General features: G+C 70.6%; 13 protein-coding genes. 5 read left to right on the top strand and 8 right to left on the bottom strand.

The window, feature by feature from the left end; translation table 11 throughout:
- The first annotated feature begins 85 nt into the window (after positions 1-85).
- The 3 genes from AXW62_RS17215 (at position 86) to arfA (ending at position 3,891) form a co-directional block, all read left to right on the top strand.
- Positions 86-1,105, top strand: a complete 1,020-nt coding sequence (locus tag AXW62_RS17215) for an NADP-dependent oxidoreductase (RefSeq protein WP_060945303.1) — start codon at positions 86-88, stop codon at positions 1,103-1,105.
- A gap of 282 nt (positions 1,106-1,387) precedes the next feature.
- Entirely contained in the window at positions 1,388-1,786 is a 399-nt protein-coding gene (locus AXW62_RS17220; RefSeq protein ID WP_060945304.1) for a hypothetical protein, read from the top strand.
- Between the two features lie 596 nt (positions 1,787-2,382).
- Positions 2,383-3,891, top strand: coding sequence for an arabinosylfuranosidase ArfA (gene arfA / locus AXW62_RS17225; protein ID WP_060945305.1), 1,509 nt, complete (start codon positions 2,383-2,385; stop codon positions 3,889-3,891).
- A gap of 150 nt (positions 3,892-4,041) precedes the next feature.
- Here the strand turns inward: arfA and AXW62_RS17230 are convergent, their stop codons facing one another.
- Positions 4,042-4,836, bottom strand: coding sequence for an intradiol ring-cleavage dioxygenase (locus tag AXW62_RS17230; protein WP_060945306.1), 795 nt, complete (start codon positions 4,834-4,836; stop codon positions 4,042-4,044).
- Between the two features lie 188 nt (positions 4,837-5,024).
- Between AXW62_RS17230 and AXW62_RS17235 the strand changes: the two genes are divergently transcribed.
- On the top strand, positions 5,025-5,828 hold the full coding sequence (locus tag AXW62_RS17235; RefSeq protein WP_060945307.1) for an EI24 domain-containing protein: 804 nt from the start codon (positions 5,025-5,027) through the stop codon (positions 5,826-5,828).
- Positions 5,829-6,113: 285 nt separating this feature from the next.
- Positions 6,114-6,584 carry an NUDIX hydrolase gene (locus AXW62_RS17245; RefSeq protein WP_060945309.1) on the top strand — a complete coding sequence of 157 codons (471 nt, stop codon included), beginning with the start codon at positions 6,114-6,116 and terminating at the stop codon, positions 6,582-6,584.
- Here the strand turns inward: AXW62_RS17245 and AXW62_RS17250 are convergent.
- From AXW62_RS17250 to AXW62_RS17280, 7 genes are all read right to left on the bottom strand, one after another.
- A complete protein-coding gene (locus AXW62_RS17250) occupies positions 6,549-7,805 on the bottom strand; it encodes a pyroglutamyl-peptidase I (protein ID WP_060945310.1) in 1,257 nt (418 codons plus the stop codon). The two genes, AXW62_RS17245 and AXW62_RS17250, sit on opposite strands and share 36 nt — an antisense overlap.
- 133 nt (positions 7,806-7,938) lie before the next feature.
- Positions 7,939-9,147 carry an aldose epimerase family protein gene (locus AXW62_RS17255; protein WP_174556400.1) on the bottom strand — a complete coding sequence of 403 codons (1,209 nt, stop codon included), beginning with the start codon at positions 9,145-9,147 and terminating at the stop codon, positions 7,939-7,941.
- 65 nt (positions 9,148-9,212) lie between these two features.
- Positions 9,213-10,445 (bottom strand): multiple monosaccharide ABC transporter permease, encoded by a 1,233-nt coding sequence (gene mmsB, locus AXW62_RS17260; protein WP_030826100.1) that lies wholly within the window; start codon positions 10,443-10,445, stop codon positions 9,213-9,215.
- Complete coding sequence (gene mmsA / locus AXW62_RS17265; protein ID WP_060945312.1) at positions 10,442-12,004, bottom strand: multiple monosaccharide ABC transporter ATP-binding protein; 1,563 nt, start codon at positions 12,002-12,004, stop codon at positions 10,442-10,444. The genes mmsB and mmsA overlap by 4 nt, the downstream gene beginning before the upstream one ends.
- Before the next feature lie 14 nt (positions 12,005-12,018).
- A complete protein-coding gene (chvE, locus tag AXW62_RS17270; protein WP_060945313.1) occupies positions 12,019-13,128 on the bottom strand; it encodes a multiple monosaccharide ABC transporter substrate-binding protein in 1,110 nt (369 codons plus the stop codon).
- A 41-nt stretch (positions 13,129-13,169) separates the two neighbouring features.
- Positions 13,170-14,159 (bottom strand): hypothetical protein, encoded by a 990-nt coding sequence (locus tag AXW62_RS17275; protein WP_030826092.1) that lies wholly within the window; start codon positions 14,157-14,159, stop codon positions 13,170-13,172.
- Positions 14,160-14,309: 150 nt separating this feature from the next.
- On the bottom strand, positions 14,310-15,341 hold the full coding sequence (locus AXW62_RS17280) for a zinc-dependent alcohol dehydrogenase (protein WP_060945314.1): 1,032 nt from the start codon (positions 15,339-15,341) through the stop codon (positions 14,310-14,312).
- Positions 15,342-15,408 lie beyond the last annotated feature (67 nt).

Consider the following 15,408-nt stretch of genomic DNA (forward strand, 5'->3'; position numbering starts at 1 on the left):
ACCAGAGTACCCAGTTGCTTGACATCCTGAAATATCAAGCAACATGATTGTTTCAACAGCTGAAGCAAAGGAGAGGCCCCCTTCCATGTCCGTCACCCCCACCACCGGCCGTGAATGGCACCTGATCGCCCGTCCCGAGGGATGGCCGAAGCCGGAGGACTTCGCGCTGCGCGAGGCCCCGGTCGCCGAGCCGGGCCCCGATCAGGTGCTGGTCCGCAACCTCTACATGTCGGTGGACCCGTACATGCGCGGGCGGATGAACGACGTGAAGTCGTACACGCCGCCGTTCCAGCTGAACCAGCCGATGGACGGCGGCGCGGTCGGCAAGGTCATCGCCTCGAACGTGGACGGCGTCTCCGTCGGCGACCACGTCCTGCACTTCGGCGGCTGGCGGGAGTACGCGGTGGTGAACGGCAAGAATGCCGTCAAGGTGGACCCCGGGGCCGCCCCGCTCCCCGCCTACCTCGGCGTGCTCGGCATGCCCGGACTCACCGCCTACGCGGGGCTGCTGGAGGTCGCCTCCTTCAAGGAGGGCGACGCGGTCTTCGTCTCCGGCGCGGCGGGCGCGGTCGGCAGTGAGGTCGGCCAGATCGCCAAGCTCAAGGGCGCCTCCCGGGTGATCGGGAGCGCCGGGTCGGACGAGAAGGTCCGGCTGCTGCTCGACGAGTACGGCTTCGACGCGGCGTTCAACTACAAGAAGGGCCCGGTCGCCGAGCGGCTGAAGGAGGCCGCGCCGGACGGGATCGACGTCTACTTCGACAACGTCGGCGGGGAGCACCTCGAGGCCGCCATCGGCCGCCTCAACGTGCACGGCCGGATCGCCGTCTGCGGCATGATCTCGCAGTACAACGTCACCGAGGCGCCCGCCGCCCCGCGCAACCTCACGCTGGTCATCGGCAAGCGGCTGCGCATCCAGGGCATGCTGGTCGCGGACCACCAGCACCTGCAGCCGCAGTTCTTCGAGGAGGTCGGCGGCTGGATCCGGGACGGCAAGCTGCACTACCGCGAGACCGTCATCAAGGGCGTGGAGAACGCGGTGGACGCCTTCCTCGGCATGCTCCGCGGGGAGAACACGGGCAAGATGATCGTCGCCTTCGAGGACTGACGGACGGGGCAGCCCGTTCCGGCCGGACGGGCTGCCCCCACGGGCGACGGTGGGATCGGGCAAGGGCTCGCTCATGAGGTGATGCGCCGGAGGCGATGGGGTACCCGCAGGTCCTGACAGCCGGAGAACGAGATCGAACGAGCTCGAACGGGACCCGAACGAGGTCGGGCGAGTTCGATGACGTCGATGGGTTCGAGTGCGCTCGAACGTGCTGGAAGGGGCTTGAAGGAGCTCGCACGACAGCTCGTGAGCGCACGGGAACCGACGAGAAAGGTGGCCCCCATGTCCACGATGCCCGGTCAGGACCAGCCGCGCTCCGCCTCGCAGGTGCTGGTGGCGCTGAGCGGGATCTCGCGGCAGGACGCCGAGGCCGTCTTCGGTGTGCTGCGCGTCTGCTACCGCTCCGACCAGGCGTACGCCGATCTTCCGCAGGACGCGACGGAGGGGCGGCCCACGGTGTGGACCTCCACGTTCGAGGCGGCCGACACGCGCGAAGAACCGCGCCCCGCCTCCCTGACGGCGCCCGTCACCGCCGAACTCCAGGGCGGCCCCCGCGCGGTGCGGCAGATGGCGGACGTCCTGGCCCGCGCCTTCACGGTGCGGGAACTGGGGGTGGTGGCGGGCGACCAGGAGCAGGAGCTGCGGCTGAGGCTCTCCAGCGATCGATCCGGCCCGCTGTAGGGGCGGGCGTCGCGGGTGGTGGGGACTCCGCGCTCGGGGTGCTCGGGGTGCGGGTTTCGTCTCGTGCCTTCGGCGCATGTGAGCAGCGGGGCAGGGGGTGCCGGGCCGGGCCCGCGTCGCCGGCCGCCGGGCCGGTGAGCGCGGGCGCCGGTCACGGCTTCCGTGGCCGGGAGCTGGGATCGACACCGGACAGCAGGGGGTGGGTACCCCTCTGGAAAACGTTTGATGGATTAGTTGCGTTAGATCAAGCGTTTTGAGGAGGGGTGCCGGGAGGGGCGACGCGGTGTCGCGCTCGGTGGGATCGTCTCGTCGCTCGCCGTCCGGATGGGGCTTGGCCGCCGAGTACGGATGCCGCCACCGGCGCCTGCCGTTCACGGGCCCGGCGGCCGGCGACGGCGTGCCCCCGCCCGCCCTGCCCCGTTGCTCACACGCGCCGAAGGCGCGAGACCAAACCCGCACTCGGCCACGCCGAGTAGCTCGGACAACTCCACGCGGCCCCCATTGACGCACCCGGCGGCAAGATCTTACGGTCACGTTCGAAGAAACGAGCGCTGGTCGATATTTCGAATAGCCGCCTCCCGAAGAGATGGGCCGCCATGCCGCAGACCGCTTCCGCCCGGTTCACCCTCGACCCCGCCTTCGCCGTCGGCGACGTCAACCCCCGCCTCTTCGGCTCGTTCGTCGAGCATCTCGGACGCTGCGTCTACACCGGCATCCATGAACCCGACCACCCCACCGCCGATGACGCCGGTCTCCGCACCGACGTCCTCGCGCTGATCCGCGAGCTCGGTGTCACCGTCATCCGGTATCCCGGTGGCAACTTCGTCTCCGGCTACAAGTGGGAGGACGGCGTCGGGCCGGTCGAGGAGCGGCCCCGCCGGCTCGACCTCGCCTGGCGTTCCACCGAGACCAACCGCTTCGGCCTCTCCGAGTACATCGACTTCGTGCGCAAGGTCGGCGGCGAGCCCATGATGGCGCTCAACCTCGGCACCCGCGGTGTCGCCGAGGCGCTGGAGCTGCAGGAGTACGCCAACCACCCCTCCGGCACCGCCCTCGCCGACCTCCGGATCGGCCACGGCGACAAGGATCCGTACGGGATCCGGCTGTGGTGCCTGGGCAATGAGATGGACGGCCCCTGGCAGACCGGGCACAAGACCGCCGAGGAGTACGGGCGGCTCGCCGCCGAGACCGCCCGCGCGATGCGGCAGATCGACCCGGACGTGGAGCTGGTCGCGTGCGGCAGCTCCCACCAGGCGATGCCGACGTTCGCCGCCTGGGAGGCGACGGTCCTGCGGGAGACCTATGACCTGGTGGACCACATCTCCCTGCACGCCTACTACGAGGAGCGCGACGGCGACCGCGACTCCTTCCTCGCCTCGGCGGTGGACATGGAGTCCTTCATCGAGAACGTCGTGGCCACGTGTGACCACATCGGCGCCCGGCTGAAGTCCAAGAAGAAGATCAATCTTTCGTTCGACGAGTGGAACGTCTGGTACCAGACCCACTACCAGAACGCCGAACCGCTCAACTGGGAGGAGGCCCCGCGCCTCCTGGAGGACAACTACTCCGTCACCGACGCCGTCGTCTTCGGCTCGCTCCTCATCGCCCTGCTCCGCCACGCCGACCGGGTCACCGTCGCCTGCCTCGCCCAGCTGGTCAACGTCATCGCCCCGATCATGACCGAACCGGGCGGCCCGGCCTGGCGGCAGACCACCTTCTACCCCTTCGCGCAGGCGTCGGCCCACGGGCGGGGGAGGGTGCTGCAGGTCAACGTCGACAGCCCGACGTATGAGACCGCCACCTACGGCGAGGTCCCGCTGCTGCACGCCACCGCCGTCCTCGACGAGCCCACCGGCGAGGTGACGGTCTTCGCGGTCAACCGCGACCAGCACCGCCCCCTGCCGCTGGAGGTCGTCCTGCACGCCCTGCCGGTGACCCGCGTGGTCGAGCACACCGTCCTCGCCGACGCCGACCCCGAGGCCCGTAACACCCTCGCGGAGCCCGAGCGCGTCACCCCGCACCCGGGCGAGGGCACGGCGCTCGCGGACGGCGCCCTGTGCGCCACGCTGGAGCCGATGTCCTGGAACGTCATCCGCCTGGCCTGAGCACGGACGGCGGCCGTGAAGAACCCCGCCCGGGATGCCGGGCGGGGTGTGCCGGGACGGGAACGGGCCAGCGGGGTCCGCGAAGTCCGCGAAGTCCGCGAAGTCCGCGAAGTCCGCGAAGTCCGCGAAGTCCGCGCGGTCCGCGCGGTCTCAGGCGTCCGGGTGGACGCCGACGGTGAGCGTGCCGCGGTAACCGGCTGCCGGGGTGCTGCCCAGCGCCGTCACGGCGAGCAGCCCGGCGGCGGTGCCGCCGTTGCCGTAGATGCCGTCGGCGGACAGCGGGGTGCGGGGGACGGTGTTGGTGGCGTACGGGGAGAGCTTGGCCACCGCTTCGGTGATCTTCTCGTCGAAGAAGAGCTGACCGGTGTGGATCTCGTTGCCCCCGGTGAACGAACCGTCGGAGGTGAGCGTGACGCCCGTGTGCACCTTGAGGTGGACGTGGACGCAGCGGCCGCGGTACCAGCCGGGGTAGATCCCGGTGAGGTTGGCCACCCCGTCGGCGCCGGTGAGCACACCGCCGCGCAGGAACCTGCCGTTGTCCGGCTCCTGGTGGCCGTTGTTGCCGACGAAGCCGGAGTACTCGCCGAGCGCGTCGCAGTACCAGATCTCCACCAGCGCCTTGTTGAGCGGTGCGCAGGTGGCGGCGTCCACAACGGTGAGGGTGAGCCGGAGCGGCACGCCCGGTTTGCCCTCGGCGACGTCGGAGCGGACGAGGGCGTGGTCGAGGTAGTACGGGCCCTCGGTCAGCTCCTTGGTGAGGGTGCAGATGGCGGCGGTGTCACCGGTCCCGGCCGCCGCGGTGGCCGGGACCGGCGCCGCCGCCGTTCCGGGGCGGGCCGCGGCGGTGCTCGCGCCGGCGACTCCGATGGCCGCCGCGGCGGCGCTTCCGGCGATCAGTACTCTTCGGCGCCCGATGGGGGCGGGGGAGAATTCTGTCATGGGCATGGAAACTAGAGGCCGTTTCTGTGGGGTGCCTGTGGGTTCGGCAAAGTCCCCCTCCGTCAACTCCCCTTTACGGCCAACTCCCCTCACCCTCACGGGGCGTGGCAACGACCGACCGGTGCGTGGCAACGGCCGGGACGTGGAAAACGCCCCGGGCGGGGCGGCCACCGGGGCCCAGTAGGCTTCGGCCCATGCGTGATCTTGCGAGTGGCTTCGGTTATCTGCTGGAGGGGCAACGCTGGGTGGCCCGGCACGGGAGGTGGTGGGGGTTCGGGATGATCCCTGCCCTGATCACCCTCGTCGGATACGCGGCGGCCCTCGTCGCCCTCTTCTTCTGGACCGACGACGTCATCGCATGGGCCACGCCCTTCGCCGACGACTGGTCCTCCCCCTGGCTCGGCGTCTTCCGCGGCGCGCTCTCCCTCCTCTTCGCCGCCACCTGCCTCTTCCTCGCCGTCATCAGCTTCACCGCGGTCACGCTCCTGGTCGGCCAGCCCTTCTACGAGTCGCTCTCCGAACAGGTCGACCGCTCCGAGGGCGGCGCGGTGCCCGAATCGGGCCTGTCGGTCTGGGCGGAGCTGTGGATCGGCCTGCGGGAGGCCATCGCGCTGCTCATCCGCGTCACCCTCTGGAGCCTGCTCTGGTTCGCGCTCGGCTTCGTCCCGGCCGTCGGCCAGACCGTCGTCCCCGCGCTGGCCTTCTGCGTCACGGGATTCTTCCTCACCGAGGAGCTGACCTCGATCGCCCTGCTGCGGCGCGGCGTCCTCCTGAAGGACCGCCGCCGCATGCTCCGCTCCCGACGTCTGCTCACCCTAGGCTTCGGCGTCCCCCTGGCCCTCCTCTACCTCATCCCCCTGGTCGCGGTCTTCCTGATGCCGGGCGCCGTCGCAGGCGCGACCCTGCTGGTACGCGACCTGACCGGCGAGGACGACGAGCCCGCGCCCTCACAGGGCGAGACGGCGGCGGGCCCGGCGGGTGCCTTCAACGGCGCGTAGCGACAGACCCCTGAGTGACGGCCTGATTGGCGGTCAGCGAAGCGCCTGGGCGATGCGCCCCCGCAGAGTGACGTCGCTGAATGCTGTCGACGTCGCGCCAGTCGGCGTCGGTGACCTCCTGATGGCGGCCAGTATCTCGGCCTGGACCAGGGAGCCTTGATGCGCCTCGGCCCGCAGCCCTTGGCCGACGTGCTGCGAGGCCGCCGCCGAGACCATTGCGCCCCCGTCGTGATGAACGTGCCGTACGCGACGATGGTGCGTTGACGGCCGCTACGCTCGCCGGCCATGAGCGACGATATCCAGGACCATGGGCCGGTCCGTGACGCCTCTGTCGTGGTGGCCCGCGACGCCGATGGGCTGGTGGCCGTGTTGAGCGCGGACTTCCCACGCCATGGCGGTGAGTACCTGTTCCTGCCGGGCGGGCGCAGGGAGGCGGGGGAAACGGCGGAAGAGTGTGCGCGGCGGGAGTTGCGGGAGGAGGCGGGGGTCATGGCGGAGACGTGGCGTTCGCTGGGGTCGTATGCGATGACTCTCGGCTCCACGGCGCGCGTGCACCTTTTCGAGGCCCGGCGGCTGACCGTCGGGCCTCAGCAACTCACCGCTACCGAACAGGATTTCAAGCTTCCGTGGTGGTCGATGGGCGACGCGGTCGCGCAGGGCCGCTTTCTGCTTCCGGCCGGGCCCTTGGCCCTGCTGCTCGCCGAGCGAGGAACCGGGGCCTCAACGGGTGGTGTCTACGACCACCGTGAGGACTGATCGCACCTGGGCGGTGATGGTCTCGCGGTTGTGGACGAAGTCGGGGTCGGTGATCTGACCGGTGGCCGGGTCGGTGTTGCCGGGGCCGAACTGCAGGACGGGGGTGTGGAGGTGGCCGCCCGGCACCTTCAGGCCGACCGCGTCGCGCAGCAGGGTGGCGCGGTAGGCGATTTCGTTGGAGAGGTAGTCGCCGCCACCGCCCGCGCGGGCCGTCGAACCGGGCGTCGGGCCCTCCGAGCGGACCACCGGGGCCGTGGCACCCGCCGGGATCTCGGTGACGGTGGTGTTGTCGTACACGGGGACGGGGCCGGTGTCCGCCGCGACGATCCGCTGGTAGGGGAGGGTGGTCGTGGTCCACTGGGGCTGCGGGTGCGGTATCGGCACACCGGCCGGGATGGGCACGGTCTCGGTCCGGGAGACGTTGGCGTTGTCCGGGTAGCCCCCGCGCCAGGCGCCGTTGGTGCGTTCCACGTCGAAGCGGCCCGCCCGGCCCTGGCTCAGCGTCATGAACGCGTCCACCCGGCGCGGCCCCGGACGGAACGCGGGCAGCAGCGTCCGCTCGACCGTGCCCTCCGCGAAGTCCGCCCAGCGCACGGGGAAGACGACGGTCTCGATCCGCGCCGGGCCGTCGTCGGTGCGGATCGTGGTCCCGTCCAGCGCGAGGGCCGCCGCGCCCGAGGGGTTGGAGCGGCGTACGTCGGCGTCCAGCTGGAACGGGTCGAAGCCGGTGACCACGATCCGCTTGATGTGCCGGCCGGCGGGGAGGTCGATCGAGTCCTGGCCGCGTGAGGTGCGCTCCAGGGTGCGCAGCAGGGCGGCGCGGCGGGCGTCGGTGAGGGGGAAGCCCGGCCGCCACTGGCCGAGCGCGCGGGTCATCCCCAGCCGTGCCCAGTACAGCGGGCGGTCGTCGCCCCGGCTGAGGTCCCCGCCGGCCGGGCCGCGCCCCTGGGCCCGGTCCACGGCCCGCCGCCACACGGCACGGCCCTCACGGGTGATCACGCGCTCCGCCTCGGCGGCGGAGCGCACCCGGCTCAGCACGCGGGCGAAGTCCGGTGCCACGTCGTCGAAGCCGCTGCGGCGCAGGATCTCCTGGGGCGCGGCCCGGTCCAGCCGCTGCTCCTCGACGGTGGGGGCGGCGGTGGTCTGCGGCGCGGCCACGGCGGGGGTGGCCAGGGCGAGCGGGAGGACGGCCAGGGCGAGGAGCGTGCGTATCGGTCTCACAGGGGTCCTTTCAAGAGGGGAGGGGTAACGACGAGGCCCGCTCCGCCCCGGAGGGGCGGAGCGGGCGGAGGAGGCGACCTTCGGGCGACCTCCGGGCGATCCTCGGCGCGCTCAGCGCGCGCTCGGCGCACCCTCAGCGCGTCGAGAACGAGTGCACCGTCGTCGACCGGTAGGTCTGCCCCGGCCGCAGCACCGTCGACGGGAACGACGGCTGGTTCGGCGAGTCGGGGAAGTGCTGGGTCTCCAGGGCGAAGGCGTCGCCCTGCCGGTAGACCCGGCCCGATGTGCCGGCGAAGGCGCCGGTCAGAAAGTTGCCGGTGTAGAACTGCACACCGGGTTCGGTGGTGGCGATCCGCATCACCCGGCCGGACTCCGGCTCGGTCACCGTCAGGACGTGCTCGGGACGGCTGGTGATGCCCTTGTCCAGCACGAAGTTGTGGTCGATGCCCTGTCCGTAGAGCACCTGCTGGTGGGCCTCCCGGATGTCCCGGCCGATCTCCTTGGCGCGGCGGAAGTCGAACGGGGTCCCGGCCACCTTGGCCAGTTCGCCGGTGGGGATGAGGGTCTTGTCGACCGGGGTGTAGCGGGCGGCGGCGATCTCGAGCCGGTGGCCGTAGACGGAGCCGCTGCCCTCCCCGGCCAGGTTGTAGTACGTGTGGTTGGTGAGGTTCACGACCGTGGCCTTGTCGGTCGTGGCCTCGTAGTCGATGCGGAAGTCGCCCGCGGCGGTGAGGGTGTAGTCCACGCGCACGGTGAGTGTGCCGGGGTAGCCCATCTCGCCGTCGGGGCTCACCCGGCGCAGGGTGAGCCCCACGTCCGCGCCCTTGCGGAACGGCTCCACGGACCAGACGTGCTTGTCGAAGCCCTTGTCACCGCCGTGCAGGCTGTTCGGGCCGTCGTTGACGGGCAGCTGGTACGTCGTGCCGTCCAGGGTGAAGGCGCCGCGTGCGATGCGGTTGCCGTAGCGCCCGATGAGGGCGCCGAAGTACGGGCTGTTGGCCACGTAGGAGTCCAGGTCGGCGAAGCCGAGCGACACATTGGCGCGGCGGCCGTGGCGGTCGGGGATCTCCAGGCTCTGGACGACACCGCCGTAGCTGAGCACGCTCAGCCGGGTGCGGCCGTTCTCGATGGTCCAGCGGTCGACCGCGGTGCCGTCCTGGAGCGTGCCGAAGTCTTCCCGCACCGCGTCTTTCCTGCCCGCGGAGTTCGCTCCGCCCGTGGCGTTCTCCTCGCCCACCGTTCCTCCTCCGCCCTTCGCGTGGGCGGTGCCGGCCGTGGCGGCCGAGGCCGCCAGACCGGCCGCCGCCGCAGCCGTGATCACCGTGCGTCTGCTCGTGCTCATATGCGGCTCCATAGGCTAGATCCAGGTAAGGCGGCTGCGGGGGCATGACCCGCGCAGCCGCGGGGTCACGACCCGACCTTGCGCTTGTTCCAGACGTCGAAACCGACCGCCGCCAGCAGCACCAGTCCCTTGATCACCTGCTGGTAGTCGGTGCCGATGCCGACCAGCGACATGCCGTTGTTGAGCACGCCGAGCACCAGACCACCGATGATCGCGCCGAGCACCGTGCCCACACCGCCGCTGGCCGAGGCGCCGCCGATGAACGCGGCGGCGATGGCCTCGAGTTCGAAGTTGAGGCCCGCGCTGGGGGTGGCGGAGCCCAGCCGGGCGGCGAAGACCAGACCGGCGAGGGCGGCCAGCACACCCATGTTGACGAAGACCATGAACGTGACGCGCTTGTCCCGGACGCCCGACAGCTTGGCCGCCGGCTGGTTGCCGCCGAGGGCGTACACGTGCCGGCCGATCACGGTGTTGCGCATCACGAAGCTGAACAGCACGAAGAGGACGGCCAGGATCAGCAGCCCGTACGGCGCCCCGTGCCAGCTGGACAGCGTCATGGTGAACGCCATCACGGCGGCCACGATCGCGGCGCACTTGACGAAGAACAGCCCCAGCGGCACCACGTCCAGCTCATAGGCGGCCCGCTGCTGCCGGCCGCGCCACTCCTGCCAGACGGCGGCCGCGCAGACGACGAGGCCGATCACCATCGTGGGGTTGTGGTACTGGGTGTACGGGCCCATCTCCGGGATGAAGCCGGTGCTCATCTTCTCGAAGCCGTCGGGGAACGGCGACAGGGACTGCCCGTCCAGCAGGATCTGGGTGCCGCCGCGGAAGGCCAGCATGCCGGCCAGGGTGACGATGAAGGACGGTATCCCGATATAGGCGATCCAGAAGCCCTGCCAGGCCCCGGCCACCGCGCCGAGCAGCAGACAGAGCACGACCGCGAGTCCCCACGGCACATCGTGTTTGATCATCATCACGCCGGCCGCCGCGCCGATGAAGGCGACCAGTGAACCGACCGAGAGATCGATGTGCCCCGCGATGATCACGATCATCATGCCGATCGCGAGGATGAGGATGTAGCCGTTCTGCTGCACCAGGTTGGTGACGTTCAGCGGCCGCAGCAGGATGTTGTCCGACCAGATCTGGAAGATGACGATGATCAGGGCGAGCGCGACCAGCATCCCGTACTGCCGCATATTGGACCGCAGGCCCTGCACCAGCAGCGACCCGACGCTGGGGGAGCCCTCGGCCGGCGGCGGGGCCGGGCTCTCGGTCTTGCTTGTGGCCGTGCTCATCCTTCGTCTCCTCTGTCCCTCGTCATGTGGCGCATCAGAACTTCCTGGGTCGCCTCGTCCCGGGGGACCTCCCCGGTCAGCCGCCCGGCCGCCATCGTGTAGATCCGGTCGCACATCCCCAGCAGCTCGCCCAGCTCGGAGGAGATGAAGATGACGGCCTTGCCCTGGGCCGCCAGGTCGTTGATGACCGTGTAGATCTCGTACTTGGCCCCGACGTCGATGCCACGGGTGGGCTCGTCGAGGATGAGCACCTCGGGACCTGCGAAGATCCACTTGCTGAGGACGACCTTCTGCTGGTTGCCGCCGCTGAGCCGGCCGACCCGCTCGAAGACCGTGGGGGCCTTGATGTTCATGGTTTTGCGGAACCGCTCGGCGACCCGCGACTCCTCGTGCTCGTTGACCACGCCGCGGCGTGCCACCTTCGGCAGCGAGGCGAGCGAGACGTTGCGGCTGATGGTGTCGTCGAGATTGAGCCCGAAGGTCTTGCGGTCCTCGGTGACGTACGCGATGCCGTGGCCGATCGCCTCCGGCACGGTGCGGGTGCGGACCTCCTGGCCGTCCCGGAACACCCGGCCGCCCGCGTAGCGACCGTAGGCCCGGCCGAAGACGCTCATGGCCAGCTCGGTGCGGCCCGCGCCCATCAGCCCGGCGATGCCGACGATCTCACCGCGCCGCACGTTCAGCGACACCCCGTCCACGACCTTGCGCTGCTGGTCGATGGGGTGGTGGACGGTCCAGTCCTCAATGGCCAGGGCCACCTCGGAGGCGTCCTTCCCCGCGTACCGGGTGCGGTCGGGGAAGCGGTGGTCGAGGTCGCGGCCGACCATGCCGCGGATGATGCGGTCCTCGGAGACCTCCGGGCTGGACTCGGGGGTCTCCCGGACGGTCAGGGTCTCGATGGTCTGGCCGTCGCGCAGGATGGTGACGGAGTCGGCGACACGGCGGATCTCGCCCAGCTTGTGGGAGATGATGATGCAGGAGATGCCCTGCGCCTTGAACTCCAACAGCAGATCGAGGAGTTTGCCGCTGTCCTCGTCGTTGAGCGCCGCGGTCGGCTCGTCCAGGATGAGCAGCTTCACCTCCTTGGACAGTGCCTTGGCGATCTCCACCAGCTGCTGCTTGCCCACGCCGATGTCGGTGACCCGGGTCTGCGGCGAATCCGTCAGACCGACCCGCTTCAGCAGCGCGGTGGCGTGTTTCAGGGTTTCGTTCCAGCTGATCAGGCCGCGCCTGGAGTGCTCATTGCCGAGGAAGATGTTCTCGGCGATGGACAGGTACGGGATCAGGGCCAGTTCCTGGTGGATGATGACGATGCCGCGCTGCTCGCTGGCGCGGATGTCCTTGAAGGCGCACGACTCGCCCTCGAAGAGGATCTCGCCCTCGTAGCTGCCGTGCGGGTGGACGCCGCTGACCACCTTCATCAGGGTGGACTTCCCCGCGCCGTTCTCCCCGCACAGGGCGTGGATCTCGCCCTTGCGGACGCGGAGGTTGACATCGGAGAGCGCCTTGACACCGGGGAACGTCTTGGTGATGGAGCGCAGTTCGAGAATGGTGCTCATAGCCCGGACCCGCCCTACTTCAGCTGCGACGCGGTGTAGTAACCCTGGTCCACGAGCACCTGGGTGTTGGACTTGTCCACGCTGACCGGGTTGAGCAGGAAGGTCGGCACGACCTTCTCGCCGTTGTCGTAGGACCTGGTGTCGTTGACCGGGGGCTTGCCGCCGGTCAGCTCCGCCTTGGCCATGTCCACGGTGGCCTTCGCCAGCTTGCGGGTGTCCTTGTAGATGGTCTGCGTCTGCTGGCCCCGGATGATGGACTTCACGGAGGCCAGCTCGGCGTCCTGCCCGGTCACCACCGGGTAGGGCTTGGCCTTGGTGCCGTAGCCGACGCCCTTGAGCGCCGAGAGGATGCCGATGGACATGCCGTCGTACGGCGAGAGCACGGCGTCCACGTCACGGCTGCTGTACGCCTTGTTGAGCAGGTCCTCCATGCGGTCCTGGGCGGCGCTTCCGTCCCACTTCTCGGTGTAGACCTGGTTGATCTTGGTCTGCTTGGAGCGGACGACCAGCTCGCCCTTGTCCATGTACGGCTTCAGCACGCTCATCGCGCCGTTGAAGAAGTACTTGGTGTTGTTGTCGTCCGAGGAGCCGGCGAACAGCTCGATGGAGAACGGTCCCTTCCGGCCCTTGGACAGCCCCAGCTTGTCGGCGATGTACTGGCCCTGGAGCCTGCCGACCTTCTCGTTGTCGAAGGTCGCGTAGTAGTCGACGTTCTTGGTGCCCAGGAGCAGCCGGTCGTAGGAGATCACCGGGATGTTGGCCTCATGGGCCTGCTTCAGGACGTCGGAGAGCGCCCCGCCGTTGATCGGCGCGATCACCAGCAGCCGGTGCCCCTTGGTGATCATGTTCTCGATCTGGGACACCTGGGTGCGGACGTCGTTCTCGCCGTACTGCAGGTCCGTCTTGTAGCCCGCCGCCTGGAACTGCTTGGCCATGTTCCGGCCGTCGGCGATCCACCGCTCGGAGGACTTGGTCGGCATCGCGATGCCGATCGTCCCTCCCTTTTCCTTGCTCTTGTACCGGCTGCCGCCGACCGCCTCCTGGCCGCAGGCCGTGGCGGTCAGCGAGAGCGCGAGGAGACCGGCGCCTATCGCCGCGACTCGTGCTCCTCTTACCGTGCGCATGGTGATGGGGTCCTTCCCTGGGGCGTCGTTGTCGGGGGACGTCAGGAATCGATGAGGTCCGCGTCCGCGCCGAAGCGCCGCAGCGGACCCGGCAGCCGGGAACCGAGCGGGGACATCCCGCCGTCCGCGCCCAGCCGGCTGAGCAGGTCGAGCACGAGCCGCCCGCGGCGCACCCGTTCACGGGCGCTGTTCAGCGCCACGTCCCGCAGCTGCGCGCCGTACGGGTAGATCCCCGGGGATTTGCTGAGCCCGAACTTCAGATAGATGGGGGCACCGCGCCGGATCAGCTCCGCCGCGTCGTAGAGCCGGACGTAACCGCCGAGGTCGTCCGGGGCCTCGACGTAGAAGTCCATCGGGGCGCGGGAGACCCGGCGGATCTCGGTGAGGTGCTCCAGCGTCAGGTCCGACGGGATGTTGATGGAGTCGGCTCCGAGCCGCTCGTACACCGCGAACGAGGCCGGGTTGACCGGCCCGACCAGCGCGGACAGTTTGAAGGTGGTGTCCGCGGGCAGCTCCCCGCTCTCCCGCAGCCGGCTCAGCAGCCACAGCACCCCCTCGTCGGCTACCAGCAGGCACTTCACGCCCAGCGAGGCCGCGCGCAGCGCGTCCTCCACGCATCCGGCCACCGCGTCATGGCCCCGGGCGCGCAGCCCCGCGCCGCCGGAGCCGGAGCGGGTGGCGGCGCCGATGTCCCAGGTGCCGCGGGGGCCGGTGAACAGGCACAGCTCGGCGTTCCGCTCGGCGCAGGACTCCACCATCTCGGTGATCTCGGCGTCGGTGAGCATCCAGACGCCGCTGCCCTGGCTGATCCGGTGGATCGGCACCTCCAGCCGCCCGGCCTCCTTGAACACGGTGGCCAGCGCCTCCGGGCCCTCGACGGACGGGATCTCGGTGCGCCAGGTGCCGCCGTCCGGGAAGGTGTGCGCGGAGGCGTCGGCGGGGTCGGGGGCGGGCGCGGCGTGGCCGAGCGACGCGAGGGCCGTTTCGGCGGGGCGGCGGGGGCCGGAAGTGGCGGGTGAGGCGGCGGTCACGGTGCTCCCTGTGGAGTGATGGCCGGTGGTTCGGCGTCCGGCTGATGCTGCCCAGGACATCGTTGTCCGGGTGGGGCTGGTGGGATGACTGGAAACGGGGGCGGGAGGCTGGTGGAATCACTGGAGACGGGGCGGGAGACTTGCCAAAAGCTAGCCGAGCCCCCGTGGTCGCAACAGCACCTTGCCGACGGCCGGATCGCCACCGCCGACCAGCTGGATCGCGGTGGCGAAGTCGGTGAGCGGCAGCTCGTGGGTGATCAGCGGGCGCAGGGTCAGCAGTCCGGCGTCGAACACCCGTACCGCGTGCGACCAGGCAGCGGGCGGGGCGCCGAAGACGGTCCGCACCTCGATCTGGCGGACCACCAGATCGGTGGGGTCCAGCCCCCGCGCGCCCGCCGCCGGGATGCCGGTGAGCACCAGCCGCCCGCCGCGGCGCAGCAGCGAGGCGGAGGTGCCGGCGGCGGAGGCCGATCCGGCGGTCTCGATGACCACGTCGTAGCCGGCGAGCTGGTCCGACAGCCGGTCCCGGGTGCGGAAGGCGGTGGCGCCGAAGTCCAGCGACAGCTGCTCCCGGTCCGGCCGGGCGCCCACCACCAGCAGCTCGGCGGGGGAGACGGCGGCGAGGAACTGCACGGCGACCATGCCGAGCGTTCCGGTGCCGACCACCGCGACCCGCTCACCGGGCCGGGCCCGGGCCTTGAGCGCGGCGGCGGCGACGCACGCGGCGGGCTCCAGCAGCGCGGCGGCGCCGAGGTCGGCGTCGTCGGACAGCGGGTGCAGCAGCCGGGCCGGCAGGGTCAGGGTGCCGGCCATCGCCCCGGGCTGGGTGAAGCCGGTCTCCTCGTACCCCGCCGTGCACAGCGTGGTGTCCCCGGCGTGACAGCGGTCGCACACCTGGCAGTTGCGGAACCCCTCGCCGACGACCTTGGCGCCGACGAGCCCCTCCGGGACGCCCGCGCCGACCGCCTCGACCGTCCCGGACCACTCATGGCCGGGGACGACGGGATAGCGGACGTAGCCCTCGGGCCGGTTCCCCTGGTACAGCTCGCGGTCGCTGCCGCAGATGCCGGAGGCGTGGACCCGCACCCGCGCGTCCCCGGGGCCGGGTTCGGCGACCGCCCGGCGCTCCAGCCGGTGGCTGCCGGGCCGGTCGAGTACCAGGACGTCTTCGGTGCGGCTCATGTGCGTCGGCTCCCCTCGGTACCGCGGGTGCGCGGTCCGGTCGTCTCCCGGCCGCCCGGCCCGGGGG

Source organism: Streptomyces hygroscopicus subsp. hygroscopicus (assembly GCF_001553455.1).
GTDB lineage: Bacteria > Actinomycetota > Actinomycetes > Streptomycetales > Streptomycetaceae > Streptomyces > Streptomyces hygroscopicus.